Source organism: Porphyromonas loveana (assembly GCF_003096695.1).
Lineage (GTDB): Bacteria > Bacteroidota > Bacteroidia > Bacteroidales > Porphyromonadaceae > Porphyromonas > Porphyromonas loveana.
Genome location: NZ_QEKY01000011.1, coordinates 42365 through 64563, shown reverse-complemented (window position 1 = coordinate 64563; position 22199 = coordinate 42365). Strand labels below are relative to the sequence as shown.

Here is a 22199-nt window from a genome sequence, read left to right as displayed (position 1 = left end):
AGAACAAACGAGAATTTGGCTCCCCTCCTATCCAAAGCAACTGCATCACAATGTCCTAAATCCGTTCGATGGTATCCACAGAGAGGATTCCGTGAAGATAATCCCTGATTTTCTTGCACGTTTTCTGATATTTTGCGTAGATTTGCACATAGAACGAATAAATGTGCAGTTGTGATCCGACAGAATTTCATTCGACTTTATCAAGATAGTTTCTCTCACAATTGGGAGCTTCCTGCTTTAACCAATTATGATACGGGTACTACTTTTACCTATGGCGATGTGGCTACGGACATTGCTCGTCGCCATCTCCTCTTCGAGCGTGTCGGCCTCTGTGCGGGTGATAAGGTAGCTTTGTTGGGCAAGGACTCTGCCGAATGGTGCATGGCCTTCATGTCCGCTATCACCTACGGAGCCGTCATCGTTCCCATCTTGCCGGATTTCAATCCCATCGATGCTGCCTCCATCATCACGCATTCGGAGGCCAAATATCTTTTTGTTAGCGAAAAGATATGGGAGACGCTCGATCCCGATCAGTTACCCATGCTGGAGGGGGTGCTCTCCGTTGAGGACAATGCCGTGCGGATGGATCGTACCGAAGGCGGGTTGCTCAGTCGTGTAGTGGAGAACTTGGGCGCAACCTTTGCAGAAACGTATCCGCAGAGCTATACGGCTACCGACATACGCTATGCCGAGGTGTCCAACGACGATCTCATCCTGCTGAACTATACTTCGGGCACCACAGGCTTCAGCAAGGGAGTCATGCTGCGAGCCAATAATTTGGCAGGCAATGTGACCTACGTCATGGAGCGCGACATCATGTTCCGAGGAGAGAATATCCTCTGTTTCCTCCCGTTAGCGCATACTTATAGCTGCGCCTTTAACTTCCTCACTCCGCTTGCCATCGGGGTGCACGTGTATATTCTCGGCAAAATACCTTCTCCTCCCTTACTCATCAAAGCTTTTGCCGAGGTGCGTCCTACGTTTATCATCGTCGTACCTCTCATCTTGGAAAAGTTGTATCATAGGTCCATCGTTCCACAGATACGCAAACCATTCGTAAAGTTCTTACTCTCTGTCCCCAGACTTAAAAAGGTCGTACATAAATCCATCTGTAGCAAGCTGACCCAAGTCTTCGGAGGACGCTTCAGGCAGATCATCGTCGGTGGTGCCGCCCTCAACGACGAGGTGGGGCGCTTTCTCTATCGCATCGGTTTCCCCGTCACTGTAGGTTACGGCATGACGGAGTGTGGCCCGCTCATCAGCTATGAGTATTGGTATGATTGGCTCCCGGGCAGTTGCGGCAAGTCTCTCTCCATTATGGAGGTGCGCATCGCTCCTGACGAGCGTGACAATGAAGGAGTGGGAGAGATCCAAGTGCGTGGCGAGAACGTCTGTCTCGGCTACTATAAGAGTCCCGAACTCACGGCTGAACTTTTCACTTCTGACGGTTGGATGCGCACGGGAGACCTTGGAACAATAGATGCACTGGGCAACATCTTCATCAAGGGACGTTCCAAGACTATGCTGCTCGGCTCTAATGGGCAGAACATCTATCCCGAGGAGATAGAGTCTAAGATTAACAGCCTGCCCTATGTTCTGGAGAGCATTGTCTATGACAAAGAAAGTCGTCTCTTTGCACTCATCGTACCCGACAGGCAGGCGATAGAACAAGAGGGGCTTACGGTCGATCAAGGATGGGAGCGGATAGAAAAGAGTCGTTCCGAACTCAATGCACAGGTGGGAGCCTATGAGAAGATTACAGCCTTTGTTCGCCACGACGAAGAGTTCGAAAAGACTCCCAAGCGAAGCATCAAGCGATTTCTCTACCCCTAAGACTGGGCAATCACCCTCTTGCTCTGTCGGTGGATAGGTGCATGAATCTTATCTTTCCCTGAGAGGAAAAAAATGAATATGCTCCACGTTTTGGAATAGGTCAGGTTGAAAAAATTTTGCTTCCGCAGCTGAACTTTTCTTTCAATGGGGCTCAACCCGCTTCTGATCAGCCCTCCAACGCTGTTTTGAGGACTGCTTTTAGGCACTTTATAGCCCAAAAAGATAGAAAATTTGGTTCTAAAGGGGGGAATTTGGTCTACATTTCGGTGTTTTTTTTTGGTGAAATGGAAAGAAGCTGTATATTTGCGCCGTTATAGAACATTAATTACACTTTAACCCCAAAAAAGGAAATGAAGAAATTTGTTGCTTTTGCAGCTGTAATCGCAGCTGTATCATTCGCTTCTTGCAACTCTTCAGCTAAGACTGAAGAAACTGCAGACTCTACGGCTATGGATACTACTGTTGTAGTAGAAAACGCTGTTGTGGTTGACTCAGCTGCTATGCAGGCAGTTGATTCTGCAGCTGTTGCTCCCGTAGCTGAGCAATAAGAAGCTGCCTAAGCACTGCCCCACGCATTGGGGAATAGAGATATAAGTCTGACTTCCAAAAAGGGTCAGACTTATGTCTCTTATGTTACTAAGGCCCTTCGCAAGAAGCGCGCTCTCCCTAAAAAGAAAGGGTATTCGTCTCAGACCTAAGGTCGATGACGAATACCCTTTGCTTGTTGTTATGGTTGGACTGCCGACAGGGCGGAGAGAATTTGTGGGGTGTGCTACCTCTTATCTCATATCCCTTAGCTGCTGCTGAAGCTCTTGTCTCGCCAGGAAGATACGGCTCTTGACTGTGCCGAGGGGTATGCCGAGTGTATCGGAAATTTCGTTGTACTTGTATCCGCTCACGTACATGGAGAAGGGTTCCTTGAGCGCATCGCTCAGAGAGGCAATGGCAGCGGTAATCTCCTTGATGGCCATGGTGCCTTCGGGCGTGTCTTCCCCTCCTTCGTTGAGGACGGGTACATTGTAGGGATCGCTGTTGGCATCGATGACCGTCTGCGAACGAACCAGCTTGTGATAGTTGTTGATGAAGATGTTGCGCATCACAGTCAGCACCCAACCCTTGAAGTTGACATTGTCCACGAACTTCTCTTCGTTGTTCAAGACGCGGAGCGTAGTGTCCTGGAGCAAATCTTCTGCGTCGTCGCGGTTTGCCGTGAGCGTCAGGGCAAAGTTGCGCATATTGTCTTGGAGACCCAGAAGTTTTTCGCGAAATTGCACACTATCCATAATAAACTGTTTCTTTGTAGTTATCGTAGCCAGTAACCGGAGGATTCGTTCCCTCTTGCCACTGATACAAAGATAAGCGAATGAGAGATAGTTACTAATATACAGCGTATTAAGGGCAATAGACCGCATCAATGATATGAGAAAAAACGAAGAGCAAAAGAAACGAAGGCCGCTTCAGGAAAGGCTTGGGGAGAAACTCCCGACTACGTTGGCGGATATTTCTCACTATGCATACTTCTATAAGGAGAACGCTGTGGTGAGTAAGGTGCTGAAGTGTTGTCGCATTATCGGCCGCTTCGGCACGATGCAGATACTCACGCTCTACTATATGTTGCGCGCCGGCGAGGTGACAACGCGGGAGAAGTTGCTATTGGCAGGTGCTCTCGGCTACTTTATCCTGCCCATGGATCTGATACCGGACTTCGTCCTGCCTGTCGTGGGATTCACGGACGACTTGGCCGTGACGACTATCGTCCTCAAAATCTTGAGTCATCGCATCACTCCTGCCATCCGCGAGAAGGCACGTCTACGCGCTGCTCGGATATTTGAGGATTGAGTGCCTAAATAATAGAAGAAGGAAGGTGTACCGCCTAATGCAATGAACCCCGAGAGTCTGTTTAAAGACTTTTGGGGTTCATTTTGTTTATGAAGGTCGGAATGATTGTTATTTGACCGTAAGCCCGCTATCTTTGGCGCATGAAATCAATCATGTAACCCAGAAGAAAGGAAAGACAGATGAATAAGAAAAATGGAATTTTGGTTCTCGCTCTCGGCCTGATGCTCACGGCTTGTAGCACAGTGCCCATCACAGGCAGAAGCCAATTGATGTTGGTACAGGATGCGGAAATACTCTCGTCCAGTGCCTTACAGTACAAACAATTTCTCAGTGGAGCTAAGCTCTCCAAGAATACTCAGACCACTGCGCAAGTGCGCCGAGTAGGGCAGAATGTCGCCAATGCGACCATGCTCTATCTGAGACAGAACGGCCTGAGCGACATGGCTTCGCAGATGAAGTGGGAGTTCAACGTAGTAGAAGACAAGGCCATCAATGCTTTCTGTATGCCCGGAGGCAAGATCGTAGTCTATACCGGCTTGCTGAAGCTCGTCAGCTCCGATGCCGAGCTGGCAACGGTGATCAGCCATGAGGTCAGCCACGCCGTGGCACGCCATTCCAATGAACGCATCAGTCAGGAGTACGTACGTCAGATGGGCGGAAGCCTTGTGGGCGCAGCAGTCTCCAATAAGTCCGCCTTGCTGCAGACTGTCGTTGGGCAGGCCTACGGTATCGGCTCGCAAGTGCTTGTCACCCTCCCATACAATCGGAAGCAGGAGTACGAAGCTGACAAAATCGGACTCATCTTCATGGCCATGGCAGGCTACAATCCCAATGCTGCCCTGACCTTCTGGCAGAAAATGTCTGCCCAAAGTGGTGGTGGTCAGCAGGCCGACTTTTTCAGCACACACCCCTCCGATGCCAATCGCGTCGCCGCCATCCGCCAGTATCTGCCGGAAGCCATGAAATACTATAAAGGCAAGTAAGGCGATTGTGCCAAAAGGCAGTTTGACAGTTGCATTCGACGAGAGACGAGCCACGAGAAAGATCTGTAAGAACGACTTTTTGTGTTAATTTCCCTCAGTCTTTGCTCCTCTTTTTAGGTGCCAAAAAAGTTTTCAACATCGAAGCCTTGTTTGGATTTATTCTAAATAAGCAGCCTTTTTGAGGTCTGTCGGCAAGCGAAACGAAGACGAAAAATGAGCCTTTATACCCTTGATGATGAACTTTAGGCTTCTCTGATGTCATCTTTATAATTCCTACTTTCTATCTTTATGAAGATCGTTTGTGATAATTACGATATTGGAAATGATATTTATAAAGGTTGCATCTTAAAAACCTAATTATTGCAGGGTCAGAAAGCCGTATTTCGGCCGGATAAAACAGAAGCACCCGTTGAGTTCAGCCGCGAACTCAACGGGTGCTTCTGTTTTTTGCTATGAGTTGATAGGGTCTTACTGCATCCTATTCATCATCAGAGAGACAACGATTATAGCCAGTTCGGGCAAGGTCTGAGACTATGCCATGGCAGATCGAAATAAAAAGGAGGGGCGACACAGCAATAGCTGTGCAGTCTTTGGTATATAAGTTTGTCATTCATCGTTGCTTTCATTTACTACGTTTTGTTATTGCCTTCCCAATCGTCGCGCCTTGATGTTCAATTATTTACGTATTCTGGTGCTCTCAACTTATTTGCAAATGTAGCAAAATCTCTCTTCCCTTTGTCCCGAGTGAAATGAACAGAGGATGATATTCAGATTTCTCTTTGGATTGTTGTTTATTGTTTATTACCTTTAGGCCAATGTTAAGAAAACGCTAATTATAAACCTGGTATGAGAATACAACTGTATATCCATGCCGATGATGCGCTGGTGCCATTTGCTCATCAGCACCTACTTGTCGGCACCATTCAGAAGTGGCTCGGTGATAACGAGCTTCATGGTAGAAGCATCCCCTATTCCTTCTCCCGCCTTAGCGGAGGGAAGCTTGTCTCAGAGCTTGGCAGCATTCTTTTTGCCGATAGAGCGGATATGTTTGTCAGTGCACATGATCCGGAAATCCTGAACCGTATGGTGACGGGCATTAGACAGGATCCTACCATGTTCAAAGGACTGAGCGTCCGAGAAGTCGTCCTCATGGAAGATCCGGACATGAGCGCACGCGAACTCTTCTATCCTGCGAGTCCCATCTTACTAAAGCGTTGGCGAGAAGAAAGAAGGTTTGACCATGTCATTTATACCGATCCCGATGCCAATGCGCTCTTGACGGAAAACCTCCGCAAGAAACTTCAAGTAATGGGCGTTGACGACGATACGCTGATGGCCTCCTTTGCTCCCGGTCAGGGGAAAGCCAAGGTAATGCTCATCGATTATCGCGGTGTGAAGAATAAGGTTAGTTGGTGTCCCATCCGCATCGAGGGCAGGGCAGAGAGCAAACTCTTCGCGTGGAATGCCGGTGTCGGCAACTCAACCGGCATCGGCTTCGGTGCCATAAAATGATTAAGGAGAGATACTGAGATGAAATATTTTGTAGTTCGATATACGGGTACTTTCGGGTATATCAAGCCCTGGTCTGCCCTCCGTGACGGCGAGACCTATAGCCAACAGTTTCTCACCCCATCTATAATCGAAGGGATGGAAAAGAAACTTTTCCCAGAAATGTTGTCCGAAAAAGGAATACACATCATCCTAAGGCACAAACTCTCTTATCGTGAAATCGATGTGCAAATGGAGAAAACCCAAACGCAGGGATGGGATTCAAAAGGGAAAGGAAAGGATAAGTACTTCTTTCGCCCTCAATCCATTTTGTATCGAGGTATTATGCTATATCCCTCTCTCTCCTTGGCTTTTGCCGACAGAGAGCACGCCTTTATAGCATCGGAGCAGCACCTCTGTCTGTGTAGAAACGAAGACGTTGTCTTTCCTGACAGGGATATTATGGAGATGGAAGAGAAGGATTTCGATCGTCTTCCCGGCTTTGAATTGCGTTTTGGTCGCGATTTTCCCGATGCTTTCATGGTCGGTTATAACCGATTCGACAACAATGCTCCCATGTATGGTCGTATTGAAATAGGAGGAGAAGCAGTCCTGTTCGCCAAATGAACCGATACGATCACATATTAGCTAAAAGCGACGGGACGCCGTTGTGGCAGCATTTGCAAGAAGTTGCCGAGGTAGCAGTGCTCATTGCTCAGCATACGGGCATGGATGTGGAGCTTGCACGCAAGGGGGCTCTCTTGCATGATATTGGGAAAACAAGCCCCCTCTTTCAGATCAGACTGAAAGAGGGCAGTACTATGCCGTCGAAACCGTTCCGACACGAGATCGCTTCTCTTTTCTTCCTCTCTCTTCTTCCTTCAGAGGAGGATCGGCAGGTGGTCATACGCATGATCGCTGCACATCATAAGTCAATCTACAAGGATGTGGGAGACAAGGGTTTACTGGATTTGGATGATAATGATTTCCGGTGTTTCGAGCGGCATAGCAAGGGCTTTGAAGAGTGGAGTGCAGATGCTTTGGGCATATTATCCCTATGCGGCTGGAAGACACACCCGATTTCACTTGAAGATGCAAGACGTAGCTATGAGGAAGCTGTGGACTATTGTAGCCGGCTCAACCCTAATTGTTCTCGCTGGAAAGGATTGCTGATGGCTGCGGATCACTTGGCGTCCGGCATGGAGCAATATACGGAAGAGGCTTTGCGCAAGCTCTTTGTTGTGCCCGATCTTGCTTACTATGAAAATAGAAAATGCGATCTCTACCCGTTGTCTCTCATTGCTGCAGATGATAAGCGTTCGCATACGTTGGTAACAGCTCCTACGGGTGCGGGTAAGACGGATTTCCTATTGAGACGTTGTCGCGGCAGGGTCTTCTATACGTTGCCCTTTCAGGCTTCGATCAATGCCATGTACGATCGATTGAAAGCTGACCTCAAAGATACCGATGCCCAGATCTACCCCTTACATGCCGCATCTATTTTGAAGATGAGTGACAACAGATACGAACGGATTCTCCCTCGACACATTGGAGCTTCGATCAAAGTCCTCACGCCACATCAGATTGCAGCTGTGGCCTTCGGACTAAAGGGCTATGAGGCCATAGCACTGGATTTGAAAGGCTGTGATGTCATTCTGGATGAAATCCATACCTACACCAGTACTACCCAGGCTATGGTGCTCAAGATCGTAGAGATACTCATAATGCTCGGATGTCATGTGCATGTAGGTACGGCTACCATGCCGAGTGTTTTGTACGACCAACTCTTGGCTCTATTGGGAGGCAAAGACGAGGTCTATGAAGTAAAACTATCTGACGAGATCCTCACGACATTCGACCGCCATGTAGTCCACAAAGTCGAAGCACGAGACGAGACTAAGCCCTTTATCACAAAGGCTATTGAACAGAAGCAGAAGATACTCTTCGTATGCAACCAAGTGAAGAGGGCTCAGCAACTCTTCCAAGAATTAGGCGAAGTATATCCGCAAATTCCCATGATGCTCATCCACAGTCGTTTCAAACGCGAAGACCGCGCTCGGCTGGAGAAGAAGCTCAAGGAGGAATATAACCAAAGTGAGCAAGCTTGCTTCGTCGTGTCCACTCAGGTGGTAGAAGTAAGTTTGGACATCAGCTTTGACTTGATGGTAACGGAGTGCGCTCCCATCGATGCTCTTATCCAGCGATTCGGTCGCATCAATAGACGACGCACTGCGGAGTCTATCGGCACGATGAAGCCTATATACGTAATAGCTCCACCCGAGGAGGAAAAGGAGGCGATGCCATACGATACGGAGGTTTTGCGGAGGAGCTATGCCGTTCTCGAAGACGACGCAATTCTCCGAGAAAAGGATGTGCAGCGATTATTGGACACGGTCTATCCGGAGATACCTCGTGTGGATATAGAGTGGCATACGGCTTTTCAAAAAGGAGAATGGGCTATCAAGGAGTTGATGCATTATCCAAAATCAGCTCTCTTGGATTTGTTAGATATTAGCTCTGCCTGCTGTGTTGTTGAGAGTGACAGGTTGGCTTATATTCAGGGCAACTATATTTCCCGGACTATGCTTGAGATTCCTGTCCCGACAGCTATCCGATTTAAAGGACTTGCTCTTATTGAAGAGGGGATGCATCCCTATCTCATTCCAGACAAGGCGTATGACCCTGCTTTGGGCTACGTCGAAGAATATGCTGCTCCCCAACACTATAAAAGTTTCGAAATGATATAAACGCAAACATATATGGTGACATCTGTTATCGGTAAGATATTCTTACAAGCGTACAACGAAAAAAACGGAACCGCCTACGCTCCCAAGGACTTCTTTATGGAGATTTACTATCCTCTTTTTTTCAAAGAAGAGAAGTATCTGATGACGGCCGGCAATTCTCCCTTTGAAAATCCCAAGCTCTCTTGGAAGGACATGATTTTAGGGAAGAAACCTTTTGAAACAGCCGAAAGACGAGAGGAGCGACTCAGAAAATTCATAGATAAAATAGACACAGGACTTGCCGATGCGAGTATAGCCGTCGGCTATCCTTCTATCGATACTTTGTCCACTACTTCAGGACAAATATCCATCCCACAAGAGCAGATCGATCCGGCGGAAAGCTATCTCTCTTGGATAGGAGCCGGATTAGGCGTAGGAGTGGAAGGGGGGCTGACTATCCTCTTTGATAAACCGGAATTGTTATTGGATATTTTCGAAGGTTGGAAAGTCTATCGTGGATTCCTGAATACGACTCCGAAAATGAAAGGGAATCAGATCAATACGTGGAATGCTCAATGGTTAAATAAGAAATATAACCCCATTGACACTTCCGAGATCATTAATGTTGCCATTCTGGAGAAAGATGGCTTGATGGGCATCGATACCTTGCCCTGGGGGGAGCTATTGGTCGCTATCAGCCGTCATTTCTCAGATCCCAAGATGATGGGGTACGTATATAATATTGGTCAGACTAATACGACAGTCGGCTTTATTCCCTTTGCTTTGTCTCCCATCCGCAACGCTCATCAGCTGTATGTGCGCTACTTCGGCGCAGATAAGAGTGATGAGGCGATGCGCCTGTTGGGGACAGCTCATGGTTTTTCTCTTGCTTGTAGAGGAGGAGAGATCGGGATAAAGGCATTGGAACCCAAAGGCCTAAAAGCAATCATGGACAATGGGAGAATCCCGTCATATAAAACTGATAATGAGAAAAGAATAAAGGTTCAAACATATCAAATCTGGTTATTAGCTATGCTTAGCAACGAAGAATTATGGAGCAAGGCAAAGGAATTTGCCCAAGCTCTACGTTCCTTTGAACAGGGACATGGGGAAGATCGAACAAATCGAGACAATGCCATTGAAGAACTATTGTCTCATCCTTCAAAGCGTGCTTTTGTCTGGAGGCTGATCCCAATCCTCAAAGACGCAGAGATAAAAGAAAGGAAGATTATTATGGATATCAGCAAAATAATTCATGATATGCCTGCAGAGAATGTTCCTTATTTCATCGGACTAACAAAAATTCACTACATAATGATTTAATAAAAATAGGTATGGATAAAAATGGACAGCCGATCCTCTATCTCAGAGGATTAAAGAGTATTCCTCTTTCTGTATTTTGCGTGGAAAAGGAGCAGAAGTTTTTCTACGATCCAATATACAGCAACTACACCTCGGGCAGTAGAAAACTCCCTTATTCAAGTGGACAACAGGTGAAGCGTAGTATCATGGAAGAGTTGTTATCTGCCCTTAATGTTCAGCGGAGCAGTGTAACCTTTGTTTTTAAGCAGCCTAAACTCAGTGAGGCAGAAGTTTTATCTCAATGCGACCCCAATTATCCAGATCAACTTATTGGAGGTTGGATGTTTGCTAAGGATAATGATGATAAGAAAAAGAAGAAAAAAAATACGGATGATGCGGACGCAAAGGATAGCAGTGTTAGAAAGCGGAGAAGCCCTCTCTCTATCTCTGCAATGGTGCCATTACACCCTCTTTTGGTCGGTTACCATGAAGAAAATATATCATTCGACAGATCTGACAATAAAGATTTACATCAAGTAAAAATCAGGGATGCAAATGGAGATCTCCTGAGTGAAGAAGAAGTACAAAGTATTTTGGACAACACTCATCGAGATCTATACCGAAAATGGATACAAAATAAAGGCAGAGCTTCTGGCCTATTCGTCTATGATGTTGCAATTGATTTGCGTACTCTCTTCTCTGTTTCTATTCATGATTTACCACAAACAATCAAATTAGATTCGAAAAAGTGGGTAAGAAGCAAAAATATATTTGGAGACTGTTGGACCCTTTGCAAAGAGGAGCGCGAAAAGATAATTCCGGCCTTGGCTCACGCTCTCATCAATTGGCGTATCACCTCTAACCAAGCCCGTACCTTTAGTTTGATGGAAACATTGGCTGTGGCGATTAGTGACAACGCAAATGCACAGGCTGGAGCAATTCGAGCCAAACTCATAGATGATGGTACTGAGAGGCCGAAGGCCAAGCCGATAGTGGACGAAAAAGCCGGAGCAGAGGTCTTCGTCACTCTCCCTTGTGCAGCACATGTAATCGTCGAAAATGAAAGCGCGGATGCGCTTGATGCGGCGGTGGAGAGCCTGATTAAGAAGATGCAGGCTTTTGACTATGAGAAGCAGTTGTGAAAAACAACCCCTTGGGCGGTGTGTCAGAAATAGATCCGTTTTCTGATACACCATCTCTCGGGGTAATGTGTGCCATTTTGTCGTACTATTCCATTCCCTTTATTATGATGGTTACAGGCACGCACTTCAACTATTATCAGGTGTGCCATAGAAAGTTGTGGTTGTTTTCTTCCGGAGTTACTATGGAGCATACGTCGGACTTAGTGTATGAAGGAAAGTTGATTCACGAAACAACTTATCCTCAACGGTCGGAGAGGTATGAGGAGTTAGAGCTGGACGGAATCAAGATAGATTTCTACGATGCCAGGAATAAGGTTGTTCATGAGGTCAAAAAATCAAATAAGATTTCTTCGGCTCATAGGATGCAGCTCCTCTACTATCTCTATGTCTTGGAACGTAATGGCGTGTATGGGGCGACCGGAGTCTTGGAATATCCGACATTAAGAAAACGAGAGGAGGTGGTGCTTTCTGAAATTGATCGTGAGCGAATAAGGGATGTTGAGGAGGAGATACGCCGAATAATGAATCAAGAAACATGTCCGCCCGTACTTGAATCGCGTATCTGTAAGAATTGTAGCTATTATGAATTTTGCTTTTCTGGAGAAGAGATATGAAAAAGACCTATTATCTGTTCAATCCCGGGGAGTTGTCGCGAAAGGACAACACGCTTCGGTTCCTTCCGATAGAAGAAGGAGAGAATGGTGTCGAACATCCGGGACAGGCTCGTTACATTCCTGTCGAAGGGATCAGCGACTTCTATGTCTTTGGCTCTCTTAGGGCTAATAGTAGCTTGTATAACTTCCTCGGCAGTAATGACATTGCTGTTCATTTCTTTGATTATTATGAGAATTACACAGGTTCTTTCATGCCGCGTGACTTCTTGCTTTCCGGTAAGATGCTCTTAGCTCAAGCGTCTGCTCATAAGGATAAGAAGAAACGGATGCATTTGGCTCGGAAGTTCATTGCCGGAGCTGCGTTTAATATGCAAAAGAACTTGGCCTACTATAATAATCGAGGAAAGGATATGTATCCCATGATGGAGCAGATAGAGAAATATTCTTCCCGTATTGAAGAGACGACAACGGTGGAAAGCTTAATGGGGATTGAGGGTAATATCCGTCAGGCGTATTACGATGCATTTAATCTCATTATTGATCCTTTCGAAATGGGCGCACGGAGTAAACAGCCACCTCAGAACGAAGTGAATGCTCTCATTTCGTTCGGAAACATGATGTGCTATACACTCTGCCTGAAAGCGATCCATCAGAGTCAGTTGAATCCTACGATCAGTTTTTTGCACACACCTGGGGAGAGACGTTACTCTCTTTGTCTGGATATATCGGAAATCTTCAAACCGATACTTGTCGATCGTACGATTTTCAAAGTGATGAATAAACGAATCATCCAAGCAAAGCACTTCGATAAGCAGCTGAATCGGTGCGTCCTCAACCCTGCAGGAAAGAAACTATTCGTGCAGGCGTTTGAAGAGAAACTCAGCGAGACCATTCAACATCGTAAACTGAGTCGTGTTGTTAGTTACAGGCACCTCATCAAGCTTGAGTGTTATAAGATCGCAAAAGATATACTCGGGATGGAGGAGTATCAACCCTTTAAGATGTATTGGTGATGTATATTATCTTAGTGTATGACATGGGAGAGAAACGTGTCGGTAAAATGCTGAAACTCTGTAGGAAGTATCTGAACTGGATACAGAATTCGGTCTTCGAGGGCGAACTGTCGGATGTCAAACTTTTAGAGTTGAAGAGCAAGGCTACCAAACTCATGGATAAAGAGGTGGATAGCCTCATCATCTTTGTTTCTCGTCAGGAACGATGGTTGGAAAAAGAAATCCTTGGCAAAGAGCGAGCCTCAACGGATATCTTTCTCTGAATCAGTGCTGTAAGATTCTTTTTGCCAATCTCTGTTCGTCGAAGCCTCTGTTTTATATTTCATTTCCTGAGACTCGAAGGCAAATCGTTCTTTGAAATGATTGATAATCAGCTTTATAGGCCAGTTGTCGTGCTTCACGGTTTTTCTTAGGATTGTACATCGACGACTTTTTGTGTCCTCAAACGATGTCTATCCTATCGCCAATCCCTTTGTACATCAGCAAAATAACATGTACATTTGACCACTTCCAATTGCACCATATAGGAATTAAAACAGCCGATTATCGTAGGTGGGCGCATCACTATGGACACTTCCAATTGCACCATATAGGAATTAAAACAATTTGCTGAATGCGAACGCTTCGTCTCGCACTCTGCTTCCAATTGCACCATATAGGAATTAAAACTCATTACTCCTCCTTCAGCATTTCTTGCGCCTCTTGCTTCCAATTGCACCATATAGGAATTAAAACGCAAGTGGAAGAATGCGGACGGAACAGTCTCAGACCTTCCAATTGCACCATATAGGAATTAAAACTAGACGTATCGCTTCGGTGTTGTGGCTTCATGCTCGCTTCCAATTGCACCATATAGGAATTAAAACGGTAGAAAGCTCTTTACCGTTGTAGTAGCGTTTGTACTTCCAATTGCACCATATAGGAATTAAAACACCTTCTTGAACTCCTCTATCATCAGTTCCTGGATCCTTCCAATTGCACCATATAGGAATTAAAACTATTTTTTACTGATTGGTTGGTTGTCGTTGGCACGGCTTCCAATTGCACCATATAGGAATTAAAACAACTGAGCGATGACGAGCGCGCCAAGCAACGCAAGCCTTCCAATTGCACCATATAGGAATTAAAACGTGATGAGGAACGATTCTACGATGTCGGGATGGAGCCTTCCAATTGCACCATATAGGAATTAAAACATGAAAATTAAAATTCTCCGCTGAATTCTGTGATATCTTCCAATTGCACCATATAGGAATTAAAACTTTATCGAATCGGAATCGGTAAAGGGATATGCTAAGCTTCCAATTGCACCATATAGGAATTAAAACTCTATAAGGGTCAGGAGCTGTGCTGACTTGCTTTGTCCTTCCAATTGCACCATATAGGAATTAAAACTAGAGTATGCAGAAGCCTTGATTGAGGAGCTGAAGACTTCCAATTGCACCATATAGGAATTAAAACGTTCCTTCCTGCTGTCAGAGTCAAATATGAAGAACTTCCAATTGCACCATATAGGAATTAAAACATACAACAACCAACCCTTCAATCAATCAGTGAGGAACTTCCAATTGCACCATATAGGAATTAAAACAGGAGGGCGCACATATCGCTTACTACGATGTCGACTTCCAATTGCACCATATAGGAATTAAAACAAATACAAGCTGACAACGACAACACGCCATCAAGCACTTCCAATTGCACCATATAGGAATTAAAACTGTGGTGTCTGGGTCTAATTCTGTCGTAAAACACTTCTTCCAATTGCACCATATAGGAATTAAAACGTAGTGACCGGATGCGGTTTGTATTGCATGATACCGCTTCCAATTGCACCATATAGGAATTAAAACGGTGAATCCTACAAGCTCATACTGAGCTTCAGGGAACTTCCAATTGCACCATATAGGAATTAAAACAAGCGGCTCAGCACCTCGATAACATCGTCGATCGCGCTTCCAATTGCACCATATAGGAATTAAAACGTGGTACTTGCTGCATATACAGCGTGTACGCGTACGCTTCCAATTGCACCATATAGGAATTAAAACTGCGCATTCTCTTCTGCTAACTGCTCATCGTATTCTCTTCCAATTGCACCATATAGGAATTAAAACTTGAGGTCATCGGTCTGATCAGAGAGGTCGTTGACTCTTCCAATTGCACCATATAGGAATTAAAACTTTGCCCGGATAGGCCGATAAAGTCTGCCACCGCCTCTTCCAATTGCACCATATAGGAATTAAAACCAATCTGTCGCTGCCGATCGGCGTCGGCGCAAACTCTTCCAATTGCACCATATAGGAATTAAAACAGGCCAAGGCTGAAGAGGCGCTTGCGGTCGAAAAGCTTCCAATTGCACCATATAGGAATTAAAACCATCCTGCAGGCCCGCGACGCCATTGCCGCGGCACTTCCAATTGCACCATATAGGAATTAAAACGATGATGTAATTATGTTTGGCGACTACCGTTATCTTCTTCCAATTGCACCATATAGGAATTAAAACCTTCCGGTGAAGATCCGTCAGCGCGCACAAGATCGACTTCCAATTGCACCATATAGGAATTAAAACAACACAGATGATAATACAAGCGGATGGGGAAAGGCCTTCCAATTGCACCATATAGGAATTAAAACCCACTATCGAGCAGCTGTATCTCAACACCGTATTTACTTCCAATTGCACCATATAGGAATTAAAACCGGTTGCATTCCGAGGTTTTTTATTACGCTCTTTGCTTCCAATTGCACCATATAGGAATTAAAACTCCGCTACATGATGGAGGCTAATCTGATACAGGAGCCTTCCAATTGCACCATATAGGAATTAAAACTGTGAAGGTGCAAAAAGAGAATAGCGAAATGCGGGCCTTCCAATTGCACCATATAGGAATTAAAACAGGCTGGACTGAACTCAACTATACTTAATTCAGTAGCTTCCAATTGCACCATATAGGAATTAAAACACGAGTATTGGCGTTCTTTGAAATTTTGTATCGGTCTTCCAATTGCACCATATAGGAATTAAAACTGAAGGGCACAGACTGGGCAGTGTTTGCCCCCGCTCTTCCAATTGCACCATATAGGAATTAAAACGTAAGAGGACTATCAACGAACTCTTGCAGCCCAACGCTTCCAATTGCACCATATAGGAATTAAAACCAGCAGGCATAGACGCTATATACTCTGCCTTTATCCCTTCCAATTGCACCATATAGGAATTAAAACGATGTTGCAGCAGCTGCACATCGTGAGCGAGGAAACTTCCAATTGCACCATATAGGAATTAAAACGATATTGCGGGTACCCTTCGTGTTCCTCAAGGGGAACTTCCAATTGCACCATACTAGGAATTAAACTGCGTAACAAGACAGGAAAGACAAGTGAATGCAAGGCTTCCAATTGCACCTTGAATTTCCATAGTAGAGGTGCTGCATTGTTAAGCTACTTGCATAAGAGTTATGACTTTCGGAGGTTACGGAGTCGGGCACGGTACCATGCAGCTCTGTCTTCGTCCTCCAGCTCTTCGCATAGGGAAATGAGACGCTTCAGGAGGGTGCGATTCTTCGGGTTAATGTCGTCGGCTCTGCGATAGGCTTCGAGGGCTTCGGTCTGATAGCCAAACTTCTCCAGCACTTCGCCGTGGGTGAGGTGGGCATTAAAGTCCATGGGGGCTAAGGTCGTGGCTTGGTTGAGGGCGGTGAGTGCATTCGTGATCTCGTTGAGGCGGGCATAGGCCTGCCCCTTCATCACCAAGACTTCAACATAGTCGGGGTAGAGCGTCAAGGCTTTATCGTAGGAGCGTATGGCGGCGTGAGCATCGCCGGCTTCTGTTATACAGTCGTTGCCCATGAGCACATACTCTTTCGCCAGTCGGCGCATAATCTCCCGTTGCTCCGCCTTCTCTCTGCGCAGATTCTCTTCGCGTTGGCGCAGCTGCTCTACCTCGAGCAGCTTGCTCATGAGGATTCGGCGAAAGAGTGGATTGCCCAATTCGTTTTTCTGTGTGAGCGCCTGGGAGAAGGTGCCCACCGCCTCGGTATATCGATGTGCATTCCACAGCCGAAGGGCTTGAATGTATGCCTGCTCGGCCTCGGCCTTCCGGAACGAATCGTCAATGAGTCGGCGATCGTTGGCGTGCGAATAGAAATCGACTATCTCGCGACGGACGATGACGTCGCGCTTGTGGAGCGGGGCACGTAGCACCATCCCCTCCAGCGAACGGCAGCGGCTCAAGGCTACGTAGGCTTGGCCACTGGCGAAAACGCCTTTGGAAAAGTCGATGATGACGCGGTCGAAAGTGAGCCCCTGACTCTTATGGACGGTGATGGCCCAAGCGAGTTTGAGAGGAAACTGGATGAAACGCCCCAGGACTTCTTCCTCTACTTTCTTGGTCTTCTCGTCGTAGGAGAAGCGCTTATTGTCCCAGATGCATCGCTCTACACTTACGACTTCGCCACTGCTGAGGCAGATGTCGATGGTCTCTCCGTCCTCGCTGAATCCGGCAACAATGCCGAGGGTGCCATTGACCCAGCGGCGGTCTTTGTCGTTGGAGACGAATATGACCTGCGCTTCCTCCTTGAGGATAAGTTCTTCCTCTGTGGGGAGGGAGGAGGAGGGGAAGTCGCCGTCGATCTCGCCGAAGAAGCTGATGGGAGCGGCGGGCAGCTGCGCCAGTCGTTGTTCGTTGATGTAGCTGACGTGGCGGCGCTTGGTCGCAAGGGTAATGACCAGTTCGTCTTTGGGGGCGTGGTAGTCGCGTTCGACGCGGCTGTTGATGTGTCGGAGGTCTTTGTCGGTGAGTGTGCCCGAACGGATTCGATCCAGCACTTGAACGAAGGCCTGCTCCGTCTGTCGATAGACTTTGGTCAGTTCGATGGTGACGAGCGGGGTGTTTTGGAAGGCTTCGGAAGAGAAAAAGAAGGGATTGGGGTAGAAGCGCTTGAGGATGTCGGCATCGTCGGTCGTTACTACGGGTTCGAGCTGGTAAAGGTCGCCCACGAAGAGCATTTGTACGCCACCGAAAGGCATGGCCGGGTGTCCCGTATAGACGCGCAGGAGCTTGTCCATGGCATCAATCATATCGGCTCGCACCATGGATACCTCGTCGATGATGATGAGGTCGAGGCTGCGGATCAGCTTGCGATGCTCGTGAGTGTAGCGGAATACGTCGTACACGCGCTTGTCGCGGGTGTTCAAGTCCGGATCGTCGGGCGGAATGGGGCGCAGTGGCAGCTTGAAAAAGGAGTGGATGGTCTGCCCGCCGACGTTGAGTGCCGCCAGTCCTGTTGGAGCCAGAACGACGTGCTTCTTACGTGTGGTGTCGCGGATGTGGCGCAAGAGGGTGGACTTACCCGTGCCGGCCTTGCCCGTCAGGAAGACGCTCTGACCGGTACGTTCGATGAGGTTGAGCACATGACCCATCTCTTCGTTGGCGGGATCGATCGTGTGTGCAGCCTGCTTTTCTTTCTTCGGTGTGCGCCGAGTCATCGGAGGATTAGGGGTGTTTACGCCACGCCTTTACTTTGATTTTGGCCGGTTTGCTCTCGTTGTGGAAGCGATCGACGGCCGTTACCCAATAGGTATAGTCCTTATCGGCATGAGCGTCGGGCAGCTTGATGCTGCTTTCGGGGGTTGTTGTCCAGATGCTCTCGGCACGATCGACAGATGGTTTCTCTCCGCGGGGGAAGGCATAGACTACAAAGTAGGATGCCTTGACGGGATCGGTGCAATCCTTGTCCGCCAGCCAAATGAGGTGGTAGCCGGAAGGCAACCAAGCGGCATGCAGTCCCTTGACCTTGCGGGGAGCGTCCTTATGCATGGTCGTATAGGCGGGGATGAGGGCGGGATAACGATGGTAGTGGCGGCGTAGGCTGTCTGCTACTCCTCCTGTATTGTTCACGACTTCTCCTGCCGGCCAGAGAGCCTGACCAACTGCGGTGGCGCGCTGCATTTGCATCTTGGGGTAGAGCTGGCGGGCGTCCATCGTACGCTTGACATCCTGCCCGATGTACAGATGAACCTTATGGTCCGTATTCTTGCCCCACCAGTCGATCAGAGTGCCGTAGTCTGCGGCTTTGTGTCCAATCTCCCAGTAGATTTGTGGGATGACGTAGTCGATCCAGCCATTTCGCTCCCATAAGAGAACGTCGGCATAGAGGTCATCGTAGTTCTGCAATCCCGTGGTCTCGCTGCCCAAGGCAGAGGAGCGCTTGTTCCGATAGATGCCGAAGGGACTGATGCCGAAGCGCACCCAAGGTTTGGATTGGAGGATAGTCTGCTTGATTTCACGCACGAGCTTGTTCACATTCTCGCGTCGCCAGTCGCCTTTAGTCTGCGAGGTGTATCCCGCGCCATAGCGACGGAAACTTTCGCTGTCGGGGAAGGCTGTACCGGCTACGGGATAGGGGTAGAAATAATCGTCCATGTGGATGGCGTCGATGTCGTACCGCATCGTGATGTCGTGGACGATGCGACAGATATAAGCTCTGCAATCGGGGATGCCCGGATCGTAGTAGAGCTGACTATTATAGGTGACGAACCACTCGGGATGGCGGTTGTAAGGATGATTGGGGGCAAGCCCTGCCGTCCCGGAAGTGGATGCGCGATAGGGATTGATCCACGCGTGCAGTTCCATGCCGCGGCGGTGGCATTCGTCGATCATAAAAGCCAGAGGGTCCCAAGGAGTGGAAGGAGCTTGTCCCTGCTTGCCGGTGAGGAAACGACTCCACGGCTCAATGGAGGACACATACCAAGCGTCGCTCTCGGGGCGTACCTGGAAGATAACAGCGTTGCAGCCTACCTCCTTGAGCTTGTCCAATCGGTCGCTCAGCAGTCGACGTACATCTTCGGGGCGCAGGCGGGCATATTCGCCCTGATATACGGTTTGGATCCAAGCGGCGCGGAACTCACGTTTGGGATAATAGGCCTGAGAGGGGCGGGGCGCTTGTTGGCGCGTGCCGCAGCTGTTAATGACAAAGACGAGCAGTAATAGCAGAGCCGCCGGCAAGAGCGGCTTCGTGTAGTGATGATGCATAGGGGAGTTGTAGTCTCGTTAGCTGAGTAGATATAGAATAACAGAAAGGAGGCCAAGACCGAGGATCAAGAGGATGGTGATCATCCATAGGCGCTGCTCCAAAGGACGATGACGTAGGAAGGGCAGATTGTCTCCCCAGTGGCTGATGCGTCCTACCTGAGTAGCCTCGGGTTCGGCAAGCGACAAACCAGATTCTTGCAATAGCTCGGTAGCTGCTTCCAGATCGCTCTCGGCCAATTCAATTCTCACACCGCCGATGTCGCACATGGGGCCTACGATACGGTTGGTATATTCATTCCGCAGGTACGAGGTGATACCGGATTCGGCCAGGAGTTGTTGGATTTCTTCTGCCAGAGCATTGCTCTGCAGGCATACGAGTGTCACCATTTTCTCTTCCATAGATGCTTGTTTTGCGGGATTCTTACCTCTTCGCACAGTCGCGGAGGGCTGCTGCAATCACGTTGTATGTATCGGGTTGGGGAAGCCAATAGCGTAGATCTCGACCTTGCAGTATGCCGGATCGGATGGCCGTGGATGAGATCTCGATCCGCGGAGCTTCCTGTACGTAGTGGCAGCTGCTCGGGAGCGAGGCCTCGTCTATCTTGTAACCCAATCGGGGGTAGATGGTCAGCGGATAATGGTCCAAAAGTCTTTGGTGGTCTTGCCAACGGTCGAACGAAAGCCAATTGTCTGCACCGATGAGCAATGTAAACAGCTGATCGGGATGTAGCATACTGAGGGCGCGGAGTGTGCGCACCGTATAATGAGGAGCAGGGAGGGTGGACTCAATGCGGAGCACACGGAAACGATGGTCTCCTCGGACGGCTTGTTCAATGAGCCGGCAACGCAATTCGTAGGGAAGCAACTCTCGGGAGTTTTTGAGCGGGTTTATGGGACTCGGGATAAACCACAGTTGGCGGATGGATGTGTGCTCAGTCAGATAATTTGCCAGAGCCAAGTGCCCGATGTGCATCGGGTTGAAAGAGCCGAAGTAGAGTCCCGTCTGCATTATTCCTGCTTGATTCCTAATGTCGTCATCGCCAAGGCTATCTCTTGCGGGTCACCGGTGTGCTTGCCACCTACGTCGCTCAACTTGACGCAGTGGTGCCAGTCGTCTTTGGCGGTCATCTTACATTTCCAGAGCTTCATCACGATGTTCAGCGGCACTACGCCTCCTCCCACATCGTTGGTGAAGTTGGTCCCGATGCCGAAGCTCGCTTTTATCCTGTCGCCACAGAGCTGTTGTATGTCCACAGCCTTCTCCGGCGAGAGACCGTCCGAGAAGATAATATATTTAATCTTGGGATCGACGCGTAACTCTTCGTACCGCCGCACAGCCTTGTCAATGAATACGGCGGGGTCGCCGCTGTCGTGACGCAGGCTGGTATAGAGCATGGCGTGTTTTTTGCTGAAGTTGCGCATGAAGACATCGGTCGTATAGGTGTCGGTGAGGACGGTGCCGAGGTCTCCGTCATAGACGTTGATCCAATCCTCCATGGCGACATAATTGGCCATCTTGTAGCCGAATATGGCTCCGTGGAACTGTATCCATTCGTGCGGATGGGTGCCGGACACGCGCAAACCGTGCTTATGTGCCAGATGGACGTTGCTCGTCCCGAAGAGGCAGTTGCCGGCGGATTCCTTCAAGAGGCTCGTCACCCGGTCTTCTACTTCGAACGAGAAGCGGCGCCTCATGCCGAAAATTGAAAAGGTGGCTTTGTGGTTGCGCATCAGTTCTCCCTTGGAACGAGTCACTCGCTCAACGTGTGTCCAGTCAGGCGTGGCTCCAATGTGGCGGTAATATAGTTCGCTTACGATAGCCAGAATGGGTGTCTCCCAAAGCGTCACACGGTAGAGGAGGCCTTGCGCACGGATGTCCAAGTGTCCATCGGCGTCTATGGAGACACTCACTTCGTCAGGATCGAAGTGATAGCCTTGGAGGAAGTCTAAGTAGATCGGGGGGAGATAGGGTAGCTCCCGCTGGAGGAAATCCTTCTCCTCTCGAGTCAGAGTGAGTGCGGACATGGCGCGAATCTCTTCTCGCACTTGATCCGCAAACTCTGCTGAGAAACGTTGTTTATTGCGATCTATAAAGCGAAATTCACCGTATGCCCGCGGGAATAACTTGGCATAGGCATAGCCGGTGGTGAACTTGTATAGATCAGTGTCTAAAATACTCCGGATAATACCCATGACCCAACGTTGTAATAAAGGTTACAG

Annotated in this window: 18 protein-coding genes and 1 CRISPR repeat array; of the genes, 12 read left to right on the top strand and 6 right to left on the bottom strand. The window is 48.1% G+C overall.

The genetic code is table 11. The annotated features are described in order from the left end of the window. The first annotated feature begins 171 nt into the window (after positions 1-171). A complete protein-coding gene (locus C7382_RS07250; RefSeq protein WP_116679630.1) occupies positions 172-1833 on the top strand; it encodes an AMP-binding protein in 1662 nt (553 codons plus the stop codon). Between the two features lie 350 nt (positions 1834-2183). Beyond that, positions 2184-2381 carry a PG1828 family lipoprotein gene (locus tag C7382_RS07245; protein ID WP_116679629.1) on the top strand — a complete coding sequence of 66 codons (198 nt, stop codon included), beginning with the start codon at positions 2184-2186 and terminating at the stop codon, positions 2379-2381. Between the two features lie 231 nt (positions 2382-2612). Here C7382_RS07245 and C7382_RS07240 read toward each other — a convergent pair whose 3' ends face one another. Then, positions 2613-3116: an RNA polymerase sigma factor gene (locus C7382_RS07240; protein ID WP_116679628.1), complete on the bottom strand. Its 504-nt coding sequence runs from the start codon at positions 3114-3116 to the stop codon at positions 2613-2615. Between the two features lie 136 nt (positions 3117-3252). Between C7382_RS07240 and C7382_RS07235 the strand changes: the two genes are divergently transcribed. The 10 genes from C7382_RS07235 to cas2 all read left to right on the top strand — a co-directional run bounded on the left by C7382_RS07235 (position 3253) and on the right by cas2 (position 13203). Further along, entirely contained in the window at positions 3253-3672 is a 420-nt protein-coding gene (locus C7382_RS07235; RefSeq protein ID WP_116679627.1) for a YkvA family protein, read from the top strand. Between the two features lie 179 nt (positions 3673-3851). Beyond that, positions 3852-4655, top strand: coding sequence for a M48 family metallopeptidase (locus tag C7382_RS07230; protein WP_116679626.1), 804 nt, complete (start codon positions 3852-3854; stop codon positions 4653-4655). A gap of 846 nt (positions 4656-5501) precedes the next feature. Continuing rightward, positions 5502-6167: a CRISPR-associated endoribonuclease Cas6 gene (gene cas6, locus C7382_RS07225; protein ID WP_116679625.1), complete on the top strand. Its 666-nt coding sequence runs from the start codon at positions 5502-5504 to the stop codon at positions 6165-6167. An 18-nt stretch (positions 6168-6185) separates the two neighbouring features. Further along, on the top strand, positions 6186-6770 hold the full coding sequence (locus tag C7382_RS07220; RefSeq protein WP_116679624.1) for a hypothetical protein: 585 nt from the start codon (positions 6186-6188) through the stop codon (positions 6768-6770). After that, positions 6767-8890 carry a CRISPR-associated helicase Cas3' gene (gene cas3, locus C7382_RS07215; protein WP_116679623.1) on the top strand — a complete coding sequence of 708 codons (2124 nt, stop codon included), beginning with the start codon at positions 6767-6769 and terminating at the stop codon, positions 8888-8890. Before C7382_RS07220 ends, cas3 begins: the two co-directional genes overlap by 4 nt. Positions 8891-8902: 12 nt before the next feature. Further along, on the top strand, positions 8903-10192 hold the full coding sequence (locus C7382_RS07210) for a hypothetical protein (protein ID WP_116679622.1): 1290 nt from the start codon (positions 8903-8905) through the stop codon (positions 10190-10192). A gap of 11 nt (positions 10193-10203) precedes the next feature. After that, a complete protein-coding gene (locus tag C7382_RS07205) occupies positions 10204-11313 on the top strand; it encodes a CRISPR-associated protein Cas7 (RefSeq protein WP_116679621.1) in 1110 nt (369 codons plus the stop codon). Between the two features lie 104 nt (positions 11314-11417). Continuing rightward, entirely contained in the window at positions 11418-11927 is a 510-nt protein-coding gene (gene cas4, locus C7382_RS07200) for a CRISPR-associated protein Cas4 (RefSeq protein WP_165815138.1), read from the top strand. Beyond that, positions 11924-12940: a type I-B CRISPR-associated endonuclease Cas1b gene (cas1b, locus tag C7382_RS07195; RefSeq protein WP_116679620.1), complete on the top strand. Its 1017-nt coding sequence runs from the start codon at positions 11924-11926 to the stop codon at positions 12938-12940. The genes cas4 and cas1b overlap by 4 nt, the downstream gene beginning before the upstream one ends. Beyond that, a complete protein-coding gene (gene cas2, locus C7382_RS07190; RefSeq protein WP_116679619.1) occupies positions 12940-13203 on the top strand; it encodes a CRISPR-associated endonuclease Cas2 in 264 nt (87 codons plus the stop codon). The genes cas1b and cas2 overlap by 1 nt, the downstream gene beginning before the upstream one ends. Positions 13204-13447: 244 nt before the next feature. After that, positions 13448-16302: a CRISPR direct-repeat array (repeat unit 30 nt; unit sequence CTTCCAATTGCACCATATAGGAATTAAAAC). A 100-nt stretch (positions 16303-16402) separates the two neighbouring features. Here cas2 and C7382_RS07185 read toward each other — a convergent pair. From C7382_RS07185 to pncB, 5 genes are read right to left on the bottom strand one after another with little or no spacing between them, the layout of a single operon-like run. Continuing rightward, positions 16403-18433 (bottom strand): AAA family ATPase, encoded by a 2031-nt coding sequence (locus C7382_RS07185; RefSeq protein ID WP_116679618.1) that lies wholly within the window; start codon positions 18431-18433, stop codon positions 16403-16405. Positions 18434-18440: 7 nt separating this feature from the next. Further along, positions 18441-19979, bottom strand: coding sequence for a glycoside hydrolase family 10 protein (locus C7382_RS07180; protein ID WP_116679617.1), 1539 nt, complete (start codon positions 19977-19979; stop codon positions 18441-18443). Between the two features lie 18 nt (positions 19980-19997). Next, positions 19998-20378, bottom strand: a complete 381-nt coding sequence (locus C7382_RS07175) for a putative signal transducing protein (protein ID WP_116679616.1) — start codon at positions 20376-20378, stop codon at positions 19998-20000. A 22-nt stretch (positions 20379-20400) separates the two neighbouring features. Then, entirely contained in the window at positions 20401-20988 is a 588-nt protein-coding gene (nadD, locus tag C7382_RS07170; protein WP_116679615.1) for a nicotinate (nicotinamide) nucleotide adenylyltransferase, read from the bottom strand. Further along, the gene (pncB, locus tag C7382_RS07165) at positions 20988-22172 is read right to left on the bottom strand and encodes a nicotinate phosphoribosyltransferase (RefSeq protein ID WP_116679614.1); all 1185 of its coding nucleotides are present in this window, start codon (positions 22170-22172) and stop codon (positions 20988-20990) included. Before pncB ends, nadD begins: the two co-directional genes overlap by 1 nt. Between the last annotated feature and the right edge of the window lie 27 nt (positions 22173-22199).